This window comes from Pseudomonas piscis, from assembly GCF_009380155.1.
Classification (GTDB): domain Bacteria; phylum Pseudomonadota; class Gammaproteobacteria; order Pseudomonadales; family Pseudomonadaceae; genus Aquipseudomonas; species Aquipseudomonas piscis.
Map to the genome: position 1 here is coordinate 238785 of NZ_WHUV01000004.1, position 13987 is coordinate 252771.

16 protein-coding genes and 1 tRNA gene are annotated in these 13987 nt (G+C 63.4%); 5 read left to right on the forward strand and 12 right to left on the reverse strand.

What is annotated here, in order from left to right; genetic code table 11:
• Nucleotides 1–15: 15 nt before the first annotated feature.
• From GDH07_RS22985 to GDH07_RS23000, 4 genes are all read right to left on the reverse strand, one after another.
• A complete protein-coding gene (locus GDH07_RS22985) occupies nt 16–705 on the reverse strand; it encodes an ABC transporter permease (protein WP_022639223.1) in 690 nt (229 codons plus the stop codon).
• Nucleotides 702–1397, reverse strand: coding sequence for an ABC transporter permease (locus GDH07_RS22990; protein WP_022639224.1), 696 nt, complete (start codon nt 1395–1397; stop codon nt 702–704). The genes GDH07_RS22985 and GDH07_RS22990 overlap by 4 nt, the downstream gene beginning before the upstream one ends.
• Nucleotides 1398–1470: 73 nt before the next feature.
• Complete coding sequence (locus tag GDH07_RS22995) at nt 1471–2232, reverse strand: ABC transporter substrate-binding protein (RefSeq protein WP_022639225.1); 762 nt, start codon at nt 2230–2232, stop codon at nt 1471–1473.
• Nucleotides 2233–2245: 13 nt separating this feature from the next.
• The gene (locus tag GDH07_RS23000; RefSeq protein ID WP_022639226.1) at nt 2246–3019 is read right to left on the reverse strand and encodes an ABC transporter ATP-binding protein; all 774 of its coding nucleotides are present in this window, start codon (nt 3017–3019) and stop codon (nt 2246–2248) included.
• 1016 nt (nt 3020–4035) lie between these two features.
• Here GDH07_RS23000 and GDH07_RS23005 point away from each other — a divergent pair.
• Entirely contained in the window at nt 4036–4356 is a 321-nt protein-coding gene (locus tag GDH07_RS23005; RefSeq protein ID WP_022639227.1) for a hypothetical protein, read from the forward strand.
• A 74-nt stretch (nt 4357–4430) separates the two neighbouring features.
• Here the strand turns inward: GDH07_RS23005 and GDH07_RS23010 are convergent, their stop codons facing one another.
• From GDH07_RS23010 to GDH07_RS23020, 3 genes are all read right to left on the reverse strand, one after another.
• Complete coding sequence (locus GDH07_RS23010; RefSeq protein ID WP_022639228.1) at nt 4431–4841, reverse strand: hypothetical protein; 411 nt, start codon at nt 4839–4841, stop codon at nt 4431–4433.
• 134 nt (nt 4842–4975) lie between these two features.
• Nucleotides 4976–5950, reverse strand: coding sequence for an alpha/beta hydrolase family protein (locus tag GDH07_RS23015; protein ID WP_152899023.1), 975 nt, complete (start codon nt 5948–5950; stop codon nt 4976–4978).
• Nucleotides 5951–5988: 38 nt separating this feature from the next.
• Entirely contained in the window at nt 5989–6318 is a 330-nt protein-coding gene (locus GDH07_RS23020; protein ID WP_022639231.1) for a hypothetical protein, read from the reverse strand.
• A gap of 124 nt (nt 6319–6442) precedes the next feature.
• Here GDH07_RS23020 and GDH07_RS23025 point away from each other — a divergent pair, with 124 nt between their 5' ends.
• From GDH07_RS23025 to GDH07_RS23040, 4 genes are all read left to right on the forward strand, one after another.
• Nucleotides 6443–7033, forward strand: coding sequence for a hypothetical protein (locus tag GDH07_RS23025; protein ID WP_152899024.1), 591 nt, complete (start codon nt 6443–6445; stop codon nt 7031–7033).
• Between the two features lie 231 nt (nt 7034–7264).
• Nucleotides 7265–7720 (forward strand): carboxypeptidase regulatory-like domain-containing protein, encoded by a 456-nt coding sequence (locus GDH07_RS23030; RefSeq protein WP_152899025.1) that lies wholly within the window; start codon nt 7265–7267, stop codon nt 7718–7720.
• 86 nt (nt 7721–7806) lie between these two features.
• The gene (locus GDH07_RS23035; RefSeq protein ID WP_152899026.1) at nt 7807–8826 is read left to right on the forward strand and encodes a MerR family transcriptional regulator; all 1020 of its coding nucleotides are present in this window, start codon (nt 7807–7809) and stop codon (nt 8824–8826) included.
• 34 nt (nt 8827–8860) lie between these two features.
• Complete coding sequence (locus GDH07_RS23040; protein WP_152899027.1) at nt 8861–9385, forward strand: P-loop nucleotide/nucleoside kinase family protein; 525 nt, start codon at nt 8861–8863, stop codon at nt 9383–9385.
• Nucleotides 9386–9587: 202 nt separating this feature from the next.
• Here GDH07_RS23040 and GDH07_RS23045 read toward each other — a convergent pair.
• From GDH07_RS23045 to GDH07_RS23065, 5 genes are all read right to left on the reverse strand, one after another.
• Nucleotides 9588–9663: transfer RNA gene (locus GDH07_RS23045), tRNA-Phe, on the reverse strand.
• A gap of 106 nt (nt 9664–9769) precedes the next feature.
• Complete coding sequence (locus GDH07_RS23050) at nt 9770–10042, reverse strand: oxidative damage protection protein (RefSeq protein WP_022639236.1); 273 nt, start codon at nt 10040–10042, stop codon at nt 9770–9772.
• The gene (mutY, locus tag GDH07_RS23055; protein WP_152899028.1) at nt 10039–11106 is read right to left on the reverse strand and encodes an A/G-specific adenine glycosylase; all 1068 of its coding nucleotides are present in this window, start codon (nt 11104–11106) and stop codon (nt 10039–10041) included. The genes GDH07_RS23050 and mutY overlap by 4 nt, the downstream gene beginning before the upstream one ends.
• Complete coding sequence (locus GDH07_RS23060; protein ID WP_152899029.1) at nt 11103–13322, reverse strand: AsmA family protein; 2220 nt, start codon at nt 13320–13322, stop codon at nt 11103–11105. The genes mutY and GDH07_RS23060 overlap by 4 nt, the downstream gene beginning before the upstream one ends.
• An 81-nt stretch (nt 13323–13403) precedes the next feature.
• Nucleotides 13404–13802, reverse strand: a complete 399-nt coding sequence (locus GDH07_RS23065; RefSeq protein WP_152899030.1) for an acetyl-CoA sensor PanZ family protein — start codon at nt 13800–13802, stop codon at nt 13404–13406.
• Between the last annotated feature and the right edge of the window lie 185 nt (nt 13803–13987).

Below are 13987 nucleotides of genomic sequence, written 5' to 3' on the forward strand. Positions count from 1 at the left end.
CGGGAGCGGGAGGGCTCAACGGCCCTGGCAGGCCTCGACCCGCAACCAGCGCTCCAGCAGCTTGAAGCCGCGCACCAGGATGTAGGCCATCAGCAGGTAGAACAGCCCCGCGGCGAAGAAGATCTCCACCGGCAGGTAGGTCCGGGCAATGATGGTCCGGGCCATGCCTGTCAGCTCCAGCAAGGTCACGGTGCTGGCCAGGGCGCTGGCCTTGAGCATCAGGATCACTTCGTTGCTATAGGCCGGCAGGCCGATGCGCGCGGCGCGCGGCAGGATGATGTAGAACAGCGCCTTGGGCTTGGACATGCCCAGGGCCCGCGCCGCTTCGATTTCACCGGGCGGCACGGCCTGTATCGCGCCCCGCAGGATCTCGGCGATATAGGCCGCGGTGTGCAGGGTCATGGTGGCGGTGGCGCACCAGAACGGATCGCGCAGGTAGGGCCACAGGGCGCTTTCACGCACGCTGTCGAACTGCGCCAGGCCGTAGTAGACCAGGAACAGCTGCACCAGCAGCGGAGTACCGCGGAAGAAGAAGATGTAGCAGTAGGGCAGCAGGCGCACGTACCACAGGCGGGACGAGCGGGCGATGCCCAGGGGGATGGCCAGCAGCAGGCCGGCGATGACGGCGATGGCTACCAGTTCCAGGGTCAGGGTGGCGCCCTGGGCCAGTTTCGGCAGCCATTTGATGATCACTTCCCAGTTCATTGCGTGCTCCTCGCAAAGCCGCGAGCGGCGCGTTTTTCCAGGAAGTGCATGGCGGTCATGGCAATGATGGTCAGGCCCAGGTACATGAAGGCCGCGACCATGAAGAAGGTGAAGGGCTGCTTGGTGACGGTCACGCCGATCTGCGCGTGACGCATGATCTCTTCCAGGCCGATCACCGAGACCAGCGCGGTGTCCTTCATCAGGATCATGAACAGGTTGCCCAGGCCCGGCAGGGCGATGCGCCACATCTGCGGCATGATCAGCCGGGTGAAGATGCGCCGCTTGGACAGGCCCAGGGCCATGCCGGCTTCACGATGGCCCTTGGGAATCGCCAGCAGCGCTCCTCGGAACACTTCGGTGGCATAGGCGCCGAAGCACAGGCCAAGGGCGATGACCCCGGCGGCGAAGGCGTTGAGTTCGAGTTCGGGGTAACCGAGGAACTCGCCCAGGGCACGCATCCCGTTCACCGTGCCGAAATAGATCAGCAGGACCCAGAGCAATTCCGGAACGCCGCGCACCACGGTCGAATAGGCACCGCCCAGCCATTGCAGGGGCTTGTAGGGCGAAGTCTTGGCCAGTGCGCCGGCCAGGCCGAGCACCAGCCCCAGGCATAGGGCGGCCAGGGCCAGTTTGACGGTCATCAGCGCACCGGCGGCGAGCGCCGGGCCGAATCCGTATAGGTCGAAATTCATGGTCTAGTCATATCGCAAGGCGTTGCAGGAGAGCGGCGCACTCAAGGGAGTGCGCCGGCCGGGCAATGCAGGATCATTCGATGCTGAAAGGGAAGTACTTGTCGTTGATCTTCTTGTAAGTACCGTCGGCCTTGATCTCGGCCAGGGCCTTGTTCAGGCGCTCACGCAGCGGATCGCCCTTGCGCACGGCGATGCCGATCTTGTCGCTTTCGACCACGGGCTCGCCCTTGAACTCGAAGTTCTGGCCGTCCTTGCTCTTGAGCCATTCGTACTGCACGTACTTGTCGGCCAGGATGCCGTCCAGGCGACCGGAGAGCAGGTCCAGGTAGGCGTTTTCCTGGGTGTCGTAGAGCTTGATGCTGACGCCGTAGTCGTCTTCCATGTTGCGGTCGTCCAGCCAGGTACCGGCCAGGGTCGCGCGCTGGGCACCGATCACCTTGCCCTTGAGGTAGGACTTCTCGACCTTGAAATCGACTTTCTTCGGTGCGATGAACTGCAGCTTGTTGGAGTAGTACGGATCGGTGAAATCCACTGCCTGCTTGCGCTCGTCGGTGATCGACAGCGAGGACACCAGGAAGTCGAACTTCTTGGCGTTCAGGGCCGGGATGATGCCGTCCCAGTCGGAGGTGACCACTTCGCACTTCTCGACCTTCAGCTTGGCGCACAGGGCGTCGCCGATGTCCTTGTCGAAACCGACGACCTGGCCACTGGCGTCCTTGTTGTTGAAGGGAGGGTAGGCTGCCTCGATGCCCATCTTCAGGGTCTCGGCGGCGGCGCTGGCACTGAAGGCCAGGGTGACGGCAGCGGCCAGGAGGATTTTCTTATAGCTCTGCATGCGTTTAGCTCCGTTAGCGGTTGCTGGACATGAATTGTTTGCAGCGTGCCGAAAGCGGGTTCTCGAAGACCTGCTCGGGCGAACCTTGCTCTTCTACCAGACCCTGGTGCAGGAACACCACTTCGCTGGAGACCTGGCGGGCAAAACTCATTTCATGGGTGACCAGCAACATGGTGCGGCCTTCTTCGGCCAGGGCGCGGATCACGTTGAGGACTTCCTGGACCATTTCCGGGTCCAGGGCCGAGGTCGGCTCGTCGAACAGGATGACCTTGGGTTGCATCGCCAGGGTCCGGGCGATGGCGGCGCGTTGTTGCTGGCCGCCGGAGAGCTGGGCCGGGTAGGCGTGGCGCTTGTCGGCGATGCCGACCTTGGCCAGCAGGGCCTCGGCCACCTCGATGGCCTCGGCCTTGCTCTGGCCCAGCACGCGACGCGGTGCCTCGATGATGTTGTCGAGCACGCTCATGTGCGGCCAGAGATTGAAGTTCTGGAATACGAAACCGATTTCGCTGCGCAGGCGGTTGATCTGCTTGCTGTCGGCGGCAATCAGCTCGCCGTTCTTCGCGGCCTTGAGCTTGAGCTCTTCGCCGGCTACCAGGATCTGGCCCTGGTGCGGGTTTTCCAGCAGGTTGATGCAGCGTAGGAAAGTGGACTTGCCTGAACCGGAGGAACCCAGGATCGATATCACGTCACCGTCGCGAGCGGTCAGCGAGATACCCTTGAGTACCTCCTGGGAGCCGTAGCGTTTGTGCAAGTTGCGGATTTCAAGCGCGGGCGTGGCCTCAGCCATGTGCGGTCCTCATAGAGTTCAATGTGCTCCTGCTGTTGGGCTGCCTTCCTGGCGAGGCGCCAAGCTAGCATAGGGTTCGAATCGCAGCCAACAGCGCTGCCGGAGGTAAACGAGCGACGTGTGGCAGGTTGTCGCATCGGCACAGCTGACTGTCGCCCCATCAACAACCGAACGCCCGTTTGAACCCTGGATCCGGCGGGTGTCGCGTAAAAAAAGGCGCGATGGTGCCAGCTTTGGCCGGGTGTTGGAAGGGTTAACGGGCCAAAGGTCATGGATCTGTCGGTTAATTGGGTATCCCACGCTTTTTGACCGTGTTTTTGCCGGACGAGGTCGTCTGATGGCGGCGATGCCGAGCAATGACCTGGAAAAAAGCCATCGAGTTCAATGAGTTGCCGATCTTTATCAAAAAGGTTCGGCAATCCCGGGACGCGGCTCTGTACTTGCCTTCATGGCCTGGGTGATCAAGGCGTGCTGCGAGACTGCCCTTTTGCGAGAACGAACCCGGGCCGGGTGGAGTTAGTCTTTTTTTGTTCCGGCAGGCCATGGGTGTCCAGCTTCTGATCCGGCGTGGGGCTGCCGGCGCCGCTGTGGCGGTATCCGGGGACATGTCGGTCGAGCTTGCGTGTGGGAGTGGGGCGGATCAATTGATCGCCTGGAATTCAAAAAGACCGTTGCCGACATAGACAGAGGGCGTTTTTATTGGATTTGTGACTTGTTACATGAGGTTTCGTGGACAGCGTGCAGGCGAAATAGTAGCCTGCGCGCTCTTCGATAAGAGCTCTTGCGTGCCAGCGTGAGAGGAGCTATGGAATAGCGCTGTTGTACAAGGGATTGAACGCTTGTCGGAACCTGCGGATCCGCCGCTTTCCCTTGAAACGCCTCGCCTTTCCAGCTCTTGACCGGTTTGCACTCGCCCTAGGCGTGGTCGATGGTCCCTGCCCGAAGAACCTAGCACTGGTTCCAATGGTGATCGCCCGGTCATTGGTTCCTCATAACGGGGCGGCAAGGAGACGCACATGGCGTTCACCAAAATCATCTTCAAAAACCCGAACACCGGGGCCATCAAGGAAGCGCCAGTCGGTTTCTCCTGGACCGTGTTCTTCTTCGGTTTCATCCCGGCTCTGTTCCGCGCCGACTGGAAATGGGCAGCCATCATGTTCCTGCTGTCCATGTTCACTTTCGGCCTGAGCAACCTGGTGTTCATGTTCATCTACAACAAGCTGTTCGTCCGTGACCTGATCGGCGCCGGCTTCAAGGCCCAGTCCATCGCCAGCGGCGACCTGAGCTTCGCCAGCTCGCGCATCGGCATGGAAATCCCGCGGCTGGAAGCGGCCTGAGTATCGGGCGGCTCTAGTAGCTGAAATGCAAAAGGGCGCATCCACAGGATGCGCCCTTTTTTCTTGCCGCTCGTTCAGCCTTCGGTGCTGAACAGGGCCTGGGAGGCGGCGAGGTAGTCGGCCTGGAAGGCCTCGGATTCGATCCAGGCCAGCGCCGTGGCTTCGTCGGCCTCGGTGGACCAGTTACGGTATTCGATCAGTGCCGCGAGGATGAAGTCGGTGGCGCCTTGTTCGCCCTCCTGCTCATACACCAGTTCCAGCAACGGGTCCGCCAGGAACGTCGCGCACATGGCCTGCTGGCTGGTTTTCTCGGCGTCGCGCATTTTCACGAACAGCTCGGTCAGGTCCACCGATTCGAAATCGATACGGCTGTCGTTGGGGTCCAGGTCCAGTTCCGAGGTCGGTGCAGTGCGCTTGACGCGGTTTTGCTTGGCCTTGGTTTTCGCCCGCTGGGCCCTTTTGTGTTGCTTGTTCGCAGATGCCATGGGCGTGTTACCTGGTTGCCTGAAGATGTATCGCATGGGCCGCCGTGCAGGGGCGGCCGGTGAGGCGGGCAAGGATGCCAGTAAATCGATGGTGGGGCACCTGCCTTCGGCCGGGAGGTGGTGTCGGTCGCGGCTCAGTTCCTGGGGATCAGGCGCCCCGGGCTGCGGCTATCCAGTTCGCCGTGGCGCAGCCAGCCGAGGATGATCGGCCACAGCCGGGTCTCGAAACGGCTGTGGAAGAACGCGAAGTGGCCGACGGCGGTCTCGCCGATGTCCTGCGGACGGATGCGCAAATGGGTGCGCGGGCTGTTGTGGAAATAGCCCAGCAGGCGTTCGATGGCGGCCACGGTGCCGAACGGATCGTCGCTGAGGCTGATGGCCAGGATCGGTGCCGTGACATGGGCGAAAGGCTGGCCATTGCGCTCGGTGGCGATCTTGCGGCCACTGGGGCGCCCTTCGTAGCGCGGGTGCGGGGTGCTCCAGTCGCGGACCACCCCAGCCGGGGTGTCTTCCATCCATCCCAGGCGCTTGCCGGGGAAATAACCATAGAGGCGGGTCAGCAGGGGCATCGCCAGGTGCCATTTGCCCAGCATCCGCCAGCGTTCTGCCGGGGCGTAGTCACGCCAGTAGGCGAATTGCGCGCCCATGGTCGCCATGCGCCGGATCAACCCCGCCGAGTTGCCCAGGCCTGCCGCGCAACCGCCGAAGCTGTGGCCGACGACGTCGATCGGCTGGCCGGGGAATTCGCGCTGGGCGCGTTGCAGCATCGCTTCGAAATCCAGGGCGCCCCAATCCGACCAGGAGGCCTTGAAGCCCTTGAGGGATGCCGGCCGCGATTCGCCGATGCCACGGTAGTCGTAGGTCATGACATCCAAGCCGTGGGCGAACAGGTAGTCGGCGAAGCGAAAGTAGTAGCGGCAGCGCACCGAGGTGGCGGCGCTGATGATCACCACCGGGCGTTGTGGATCCGGCTGGGCATGGCGCCAGGCAAAGCCGCCGAGCATGACGCCGTCGGCCGCGGGCTCCTTGAAGCTTTCGCTGGGGCCACTGGCCGGTTCGACGGTGGCGTGGCGGGTGGCTGGCTGTTCGGGAGGGGATAACAGGGACATGGGAACGTGTTCCTGAATGGCTGAAGTGGGGCCCTGGCTCAGCGGCGGGGTCTATCGGCGACCATCAATGACCGTCCGATCCACAGGGCGGCAGCGGCCAGTGCGCCCAGGAGCAGGGTAGTGAGGCCCTGCCACAACAGCTCGCCATAGAACTGGGTGGGCTGCAGCGCCAGGCTGTAGAGGTGCCTGGGGCCGGCGCGGTTGCCGGTGACGATCTGCCCGTCGACCAGCGCGCCGGCCAGGGTCCAGGCCAGTAGCCCGCTGAGCAACAGCAGCACGGTCCCGACCACCAGCAGCAGCCAGGCGCCGCTACGGTTGTCGACGGGCTTGGGGTGGGGCAGGGGGATGCGGGTTCGTTTCTGGTTCACTGCGGGCCGTTCCTTTGCGAGGCGATGGTCACTTTACTCTGCGAGAGACCCTTGGTGATAACGCCGTGGCCTGTCATTGGCGGCGCAAAGGTATGCTGGCGCTCTTTTTTTGCAAGGATAGGGAATGACGATGATGCGGTGGTGCTCATGGAAGGGGCTGGTGCTGGCGGTGCTCATGGCCGCTGGCGGACAGGTGCGGGCGAACGAGCCGTCTTCGGTCTATCTGCGCTGCAACATGACGCCGGAAGACTATGCCAAGGCCATGGCGGCGACGCCGCGCCCGGCACTGGCCTATGGCGACTGGCAGCAATGGTTCAACAGCAAGCAGATGTACGGCCCGGGCCTGGTGGACGCCGAGTCGTTGCGCGATTCCGGGGCGCGCAGCCTGCAGGAAACGGTGGAGATCTGGATGGGCCCCGGTGCGTATTCACGTTATGACCCCAAGGCTGGTCGCTGGCAGCTCGCCTTGCTGGAGTTCACCGACAACTACGGCGAGATGATCCAGTTGCTGGCGCCCTTGCGCGGTGTCGCCGCCTTCTGCCAGCCCGACTCCGACAGCTTCCTGTTCATCTACTCCTACATCTGGGGCGATGGCGACAATGCCTACCTGGCCCTGGACCAGGGGCGTAGCCGGTTCGCCACCGGGCCGACCCCGGCGCAGCGGGCCGAGGCCGACGCCGCGCTCGAGGGGCTGATGGAGGCCGGCGCGGACTGAGGCGCCTTAGGCGCCTTCGCTCAAGCCCTGGTGCCGAATCGGTCTAAAACCGCCGGTATCGAGGCGTACACTGAAGCTTGGGAGCTTGAGGCGGGCCAGTTGTGCAGGGCTGCCGTGGCTTGGCCATTCGCGATGCAATAGGGGAGGCCCGGGCGCTACCGATCCTGGGGCTGGAGGCTTGATGGTGGCGCCCCATTGCAGGGGTTCGAAACGAACCCGGGAGTGGTCATCATGAAATGCTCTTCCATCAGTGTCATGTCGGCGCTCGCCGTGCTGCTGCTTGCGCTGGCATCACCCAGCGTACTGGGCGCCGTCGCCAGCAATGAGCCGATCGATCCGGCCGGCGTCCAGTTAGTGCCGCAGCAGCAAAACGGAATCGCCTACCTCAGCGGCGGGATCGGCCTGGATGAGTCGCGGGCCATCCAGCAGGTAACGGGCTACAACCTGCACCTGACGTTTTCCGTCGGCCCGCAGAACCAGTACACCTCGGATGTGGACGTGGCGATCGAGAATGCCCAGGGGCATTCCCTGTTGAGCCTGGCCGGGGTGGGGCCGATCGTCTATGTGCAACTGCCCCCCGGCAAGTTCCAGGTCGTGACTACCCGCAAGGGCCTGGAGCGGCGTAGCACTATCGATGTCGCCGCTAGCGCCCGGCGCGATCTCAACGTCCATTGGGATAACTTTTGAGCGCAGCCCTGGGGGCTTGAACCTGACGTAGCGTGAGGATTTATCCTGTCTTCAACCATTGCTCGGCGTAGGGAGGCAGATGAGGAATGTTGAAGATCGGTGAACTGGCTCTCAGGGCTGGCGTTACAGTGCGCACCTTGCATCATTACGATGGGCTGGGACTGCTTTCTCCCTCCACACGCTCCAATGGCGGCAATCGGCTGTATTCAGAGGCCGACGCCGCTCGTTTGGGGCGTATCCAGGTGCTCAAGCAGGGCGGGCATTCGCTGGAGCAGATCAAGCAGATGCTGCGAGCGGACAGCCTGTCTCCCACAGAGCTCATTTCCCGGCAACTTGAATCCCTGGCTGCGCAGCAACGCCATATCGAGAAGCTGCGTGTGCGCCTGCTGAGGCTGAACCAGAAGATAGGCAAGGGCACCGTGCTTCTCGGCATTGACTGGATCGACATGCTGGAGATGCTGGCCCTGCAAGAGGAAGTCTTGTCCGCAAGCGATATCGCGGCCTTGCTGGCCGTCGAAGAGCGGCTGGATGATGTCGAGCGGGACTGGGAACTGCTGGTGGCCGACGTCCAGTCAGCCATCGCGGCGCAGACGCCAGGGCACAGTCCGCACGCACAAGCATTGGCCTGGCGCTGGATGCGTCTGGTGCATTTGACCGTCGCCGAGGATGCCGAGCTGGCCTTCAAGCTGACGGCGCTCCAGCGAAACTCCCGGCGAGCGCAGCAGCTCAACGGGATTCATGACGCCATGCTGGATTGGGTCATGGTGGCATTCGTCCATGCTCGAGCAGCGCTAATGGTCAACTACCTGACCCCCGCCGAGCAGCAAGACCTGACGCAGCGCCAACTCGAGCATCTTTGGCAGTGGCAGCCCTTGATCGCGAAGGCCCGCGAGCATCAGCGCAACGGCCTCGAAGCCGCATCCCCTGGTATGCAGGAGCTGGCTCGGCAGTGGCAGGGGTTGTTTCGTGCCTCCCATTACGGTGACGACCCGGAGCTTGAGCGCAAGGTGCGCCATGCCTACGCACAAGAACCTGGCTTGAGTGCATACACCGGCCTGAACGACTCGCTGGTGCATTTCATCAACCGCGCCCTGGCGCTGATCTAAATCGTGCCGCTGAACTTTCAATAAGGAATCGATCATGGAACACAGCGCTGTCCACCTGGTTTGCGGGCCCGTGGGAGCGGGCAAGTCCACTTATGCCCATGAACTCTCGAGCGGCGGTAGCGCCGTGGTTTTCTCCATGGATGCCTGGATGGCCAAGTTGTTTGCGCCTGACATCGCATCGGGCACCACTGTCCAGACAATGAACCCGGCATGGTTCGCCGAGCGGGTGGATCGTTGCGAGGCAGTCATCTACTCGATGGCTGCCGAAGTGTTGCGCTGTGGCGGCTCCGTCATCCTCGACCTGGGCTTTCTTCGTCGCCAGCGACGCGACACGGCGTACGCCTTTGCCGCCCGGCACGGCAGCCCGACCGTACTCCACTACGTCACCGCGGAAGCGGAAGCTCGGCGCAATCGGGTAGCGCGCCGCAATGAGCAGCGGGGGCAAACGTACGCCATGGAGGTCACCCCGCAGATGTTCGATTTCGCTGAAAGCGTATTCGAAGCCCCGCAGTCGGAGGAGCTGGCAGGTGCGCGGATGGTATTCACCGATCGTGAATAGGCGCAGGTTGTAGCGCGTTATCCACTGAGGCTGGCTATGGAGCGATGCGCTGGCTGATCACGGCATCGCTACCGTGCTGCGGGCGGGGCTCCGGGCCGAATCGGCGGGGAAGGGTTGGTAAACCGTAGAAAGCAAAAAGCCCGCACTAGGCGGGCTTTCTGTGTGTCTTCAGGTGTGCTTGGCACCACCTGAAAACTGAAGGTGGTGCCCAGAGACGGAATCGAACCGCCGACACGGGGATTTTCAATCCCCTGCTCTACCGACTGAGCTATCTGGGCAACGGGGCGCATTAAACGGGTTTTTCAGGGGGGCGTCAAGCAAGTTTTGAAAAAAAGTTTAATTATTACCGCCGCTTACGATCTGCCCCCCGGATTTGCAGCGGTTTCACTCCGCTGGCGGCACGTAACCTTCGGCCTTGGCGTATTCCTCGCCAGAGAAGTACTTGTCCATTTCCGCCTGGATGAACTTGCGATCCTCGGCGTTCATCATGTTCAGGCGCTTTTCGTTGATCAGCAGGGTCTGGTGCTTCTGCCAGTCGCCCCAGGCCTTGGCCGAGACGTGCTCGTAGATATCCTGGCCCTTGGCGCCCGGGTACGGCGGACGGTCCAGGCCTGGCAGTTCTTCTTGGTACTTGCGGCACATTACGGTGCGGGTCATGACGACTCTCCTGCATTCAATACTTCAGCCGCGCGTTTGAGCAGTGTCTTCACCGGGGCGGCAAGGCCCAGGCGCGGCGGGGTGGCGAGGTTATACCAGAGCCAGTCGGCCTCGGCGACGTGCAGGGCCGACTCTTCGACCCGGATCAGCCAGGGCTCTATGGCCAGCTGGAAGTGGCTGAAGGTGTGTACCAGAGCAGGCATCTGCTGTTGTTGACCCAGCTCCAGGGAGTGCTGCATGGCCAGGTGCTGGATGTCGTCCAGTCCATCGAGCTCCGGCAGGCTCCAGAGCCCGCCCCAGAGCCCGCTGGAGGGGCGTCGGTAAAGCAGGATGGCGCCTTCGCGGTTGGCCAGCATGGGCATCAGGGTGCGCTTCTGTGGCACCTCCTTGCGTGGCTTGGGCACCGGGTAGCGGGTCTCAAGGCCGAGCATGTGCGCCTCGCAGTGCCGCTCCAGGGGGCATAGCAGGCAGCTGGGCTTGCTACGGGTGCACAGGGTCGCCCCCAGGTCCATCATCGCCTGGGTGTAGTGGTTGACCCGCGAGTGGGGCGTGAAGCGTTCGGCGGCCGCCCATAGCTGCTTGGCCACCTTGGATTCCCCCGGGTAGCCCTCCTGGGCGGTGAAGCGCGCCAGGACCCGCTTGACGTTGCCATCCAGGATCGGCGCCCGCAGGCCCATGCTGATGCTGGCGATGGCCCCGGCGGTCGAGAGCCCGATACCCGGCAGCTCGGTGAGTTTTTCCACGTCGCGGGGAAACTCGCCGCCATGCTCGGCCATCACGATCTTCGCGGTCTTCTGCAGGTTGCGTGCGCGGGTGTAGTAGCCCAGGCCGGTCCACAGGTGCAGCACTTCGTCTTCCGGTGCCTCGGCCAGGGCCTGCACCGTGGGCAGGGAGGCCATGAAGCGGTCGAAGTAGTTGAGCACGGTACTGACCTGGGTCTGCTGCAGCATGATCTCCGAGACCCAGACCCGATACGGGTTGATGTCCTGTTGCCAGGGCAGGTCGTGGCGCCCGTGACGGTCATACCAATCCAGCACCGCGCTGGAAAAAGCCTCGGCTCTCATCGCTTGAACAGCCCCTTGATCGCGTTCTTCAGTTCCGGGCTGACCTTGTCGCCGAGCTTCTCGTCGATCTTTTCCTTGAGTCGGTCGCCGGCCAGCTTGGCTGCGACTTGGCCCAGGCCGTCCTTGTCCAGGCGGCAGGCCTTGGCGCCCAGCTCCAGCGGGCCACGGCAACGCAGCGGCAGCTCGATGCCACGGAAGCGCTCGCCCACCTGGCAGGCCGGATCCGGGTTATCGCTCAGGTCGCCTTCGACGATGATGCCCACGCGATAATCCAGGCCCAGCACGCGCAGGTCGATGTCGCCGTTGCCGTTGACGGTCATGCCGGGGATGCGCACCTTCAGGTCCGGGTTGCTGGCCACGCCATTACGCAAGGTCAGGTTGCCCTTGAGCTCCTGGAACGGGGTGTCCTTGCCGCGCGGGGTACTGGTCAGGTTCTTGCGGTTGAGCACGGCGATACCCTGGCACAGCTGTTGCTCGATGCTGGCGTTGAGCAGTACACCGTTGTTGATGGCGAAGCTGGCGGTGCCGTTGAGGCTGTCGATCAGCGCCTTCTGGCTGTTGCCATTGCCAGTGAGGTTGCTGCTCAGGGTGACCAGGCCCTTGACCGGAGGGTTCTGGCCCTGGTTTTCCAGGATGCGTTCCACCGGCACCCGGTTGATCCGGGTCTGCAGGTTCAGTTTCGGGGTGTTCTGGCGTACGTCCAGGGTGCCGTTGGCCTCGAAGCTGCCGTTGAACAGCTCGCCGCGCAGGTCGGCGAGTTTCAGCAGGCCGCCCTGGCCGGAGGCCTTGAGCGCGGCATTCTGGATCGGCAGCTTGTCCAGGGTCAGTTGGCCGAAGTTCAGGTCGGCGTCGACATCGAGCTGGGCCAGGCGCTCCACCGGCAACAGGCGGTCGGTGCTCCAGGCGCCCTTGGTCGGTGCGTCGGGCAGCGGCGTGGTGCCGCCCGCGGCAGCCGCCTCGCTACCCTGTACTTCGGCCTTGCGGGCCGCGGCGGCGCTGTTGGCTGTTGCGGATTTGGGCGGCAGGTAGCGGTCGACATTGAAGGTGTCGGCCTTGAGCTGGGCGCGCAGGGCTTGCTTGGCGAAGTCCTCGATGGCCAGGCGGCCGCTGAAGCTGCTGTCGTCGAGCTTCAGATTGAGATCTTCCAGGGCCAGGCTGGTGGGAGTGCCTTGCAGGCGACTGGCCAGCTCGACCTTGCTCAGGCTGCCCTCGGCCATGGCCGGCAGGGTCTGGCCGATGCTGTCGACGAACTTCGCCAGGTCGAACTGGGCGATGGAGATCCCGCCGCTGATCTGTGGCGTCTTGTCCAGGTCATTGACCTTGAGTTCGCCCAGGGCCCGCAGCTGGTTGAGGGAGAGCTTCAGCCCGGTCCACTGGCCGACGTTGGCGGCCTTGTCCAGCAGCAGCTGGCCCTGGGCGGAGAAGGTCAGGGTCTTGCCTTGCAACGGGTCGCCGGCCGCCTCGCCGGACAAGCGCATGTCCTCGAACTGGTAGCGCTGCAGGGCGCGGTCGAAGCGCAGTTCGCCGTTGAGCTCGGTGCGCACGCGCACTGCCGGTTGGCTGCTGGCCAGGAAGGCGGTGAGCTTGACCGGAGTGTTGGTGGCTTCGTGGATCGGCCCGGTGCTGAGCTGGATGCTCTCGGCGGTGAACTGCTTGCCGGTCTGTTCGTCGTTGTATTCGACCCGGGCGTTGTTCACCGTCAGGCTGTCGATATCCAGGCGGATCGGCTGCGCGGGTTTTTCCGCGCTGGCCGCAGCCTCGCCGGTTTCGCCGGTGCTGGTGGCAGGCGTCTCGGCCTGGCGGTCGGCCGGCGCAGCCTTGCCGATGTCCTGCCAGTTGCCGTGACCGTCCTTGTCGCGGTTCAGGCGCAGGTTCAGGCCCTCGACCCGGACGTCGCTCATCTGTACTTCGCGGCGCAGCAATGGCAGCACGCGAACCGACAGGCCCAGCATCTGCAGGTCGGCGAAAGGCTGGGTGGGGTTGGCCAGGGTAGCCACCCCGGCGTCGTGCAGTTCCAGGCCGAGCCAGGGGAACAGGCTCCAGCCGATGTCGCCATTGAGGGTCAGCTCGATGTGGGCCTTGTCCCGGGCGATCTGGCGGATTTCGTCTTTGTAGTCGTTGGGGTCGAACAGGTGGGTCAGGGCGAAGCCCAGAGCCACGATGATCAGTAACAGCCCGAGAATTACCAGACCCAGGATTTTGCCGAGCGCTTTCATGGGCGAGTCCTTGTATGTCGAATTCAAAATTTAGCGGGGCAGTATAACGCCCCGGACCTGGCGACTGTTGACCCAAACCGTCTACGGGTACTTGAGCTCCAGTCGCAGCTTGGCCGCCAGGGCCTGGACCTCGAGATGCCCGGCCGGTGCCAGCAGGCAGAGGTTCGCCCCCTCGGTCCGGGCCATTTCCCGGGCCTGGCTCACCAGGCGTTCGGCCACGCCGCGGCGCCGGGTGATCTTGCGCACACAAAGGTGGGACAGGGACCAGCCTTCCGAGTGCCGTTGCAGATATCCGGCTCCCAGCAGGCGGTCGTTGAAGCGCGCCACCAGCAGGCTGGCCTCCCCCAAGGCATGGGCGATCAGTTGCGGGGCATCGGCATGGGGGGCGAACAGCCAGTCCGGGGCGTCCTGGTAGATCTTGCGCAGGTCCTGCTGGTCCTGGGGGCTGGCGTCGTGCAGCGCTTGGACAACGATGGGCATTGGGGTTCCTGGAGCGAGGGTGGGCGGCGACCACCAGAGCAGTCGCGGTAAAAAAGGAGATAGCAGTTTGCTTTCTTAATGTTTTGCAAATGGTAACCTCTGGCGGTTCGTCCGTCCTTCTGCGACTTAATGTCGCGCCTGCCCAAAGGAAGCTTTACTCAATCAGAACGACCGTGCCCTCGTGC

Excerpts from the sequence above, each read along its gene's own strand:
- GDH07_RS23030 (WP_152899025.1), top strand. The coding sequence starts at position 7,265 with ATGAAATGCTCTTCCATCAGTGTCATGTCGGCGCTCGCCGTGCTGCTG.
- GDH07_RS23010 (WP_022639228.1), bottom strand. The coding sequence starts at position 4,841 with ATGGCATCTGCGAACAAGCAACACAAAAGGGCCCAGCGGGCGAAAACC.
- GDH07_RS22985 (WP_022639223.1), bottom strand. The coding sequence starts at position 705 with ATGAACTGGGAAGTGATCATCAAATGGCTGCCGAAACTGGCCCAGGGC.
- mutY (WP_152899028.1), bottom strand. The coding sequence starts at position 11,106 with ATGAGAGCCGAGGCTTTTTCCAGCGCGGTGCTGGATTGGTATGACCGT.
- GDH07_RS23065 (WP_152899030.1), bottom strand. The coding sequence starts at position 13,802 with ATGCCCATCGTTGTCCAAGCGCTGCACGACGCCAGCCCCCAGGACCAG.
- GDH07_RS23050 (WP_022639236.1), bottom strand. The coding sequence starts at position 10,042 with ATGACCCGCACCGTAATGTGCCGCAAGTACCAAGAAGAACTGCCAGGC.
- GDH07_RS23015 (WP_152899023.1), bottom strand. The coding sequence starts at position 5,950 with ATGTCCCTGTTATCCCCTCCCGAACAGCCAGCCACCCGCCACGCCACC.
- GDH07_RS23040 (WP_152899027.1), top strand. The coding sequence starts at position 8,861 with ATGGAACACAGCGCTGTCCACCTGGTTTGCGGGCCCGTGGGAGCGGGC.
- GDH07_RS23025 (WP_152899024.1), top strand. The coding sequence starts at position 6,443 with ATGACGATGATGCGGTGGTGCTCATGGAAGGGGCTGGTGCTGGCGGTG.
- GDH07_RS23035 (WP_152899026.1), top strand. The coding sequence starts at position 7,807 with ATGTTGAAGATCGGTGAACTGGCTCTCAGGGCTGGCGTTACAGTGCGC.
- GDH07_RS22995 (WP_022639225.1), bottom strand. The coding sequence starts at position 2,232 with ATGCAGAGCTATAAGAAAATCCTCCTGGCCGCTGCCGTCACCCTGGCC.
- GDH07_RS22990 (WP_022639224.1), bottom strand. The coding sequence starts at position 1,397 with ATGAATTTCGACCTATACGGATTCGGCCCGGCGCTCGCCGCCGGTGCG.
- GDH07_RS23000 (WP_022639226.1), bottom strand. The coding sequence starts at position 3,019 with ATGGCTGAGGCCACGCCCGCGCTTGAAATCCGCAACTTGCACAAACGC.
- GDH07_RS23005 (WP_022639227.1), top strand. The coding sequence starts at position 4,036 with ATGGCGTTCACCAAAATCATCTTCAAAAACCCGAACACCGGGGCCATC.
- GDH07_RS23060 (WP_152899029.1), bottom strand. The coding sequence starts at position 13,322 with ATGAAAGCGCTCGGCAAAATCCTGGGTCTGGTAATTCTCGGGCTGTTA.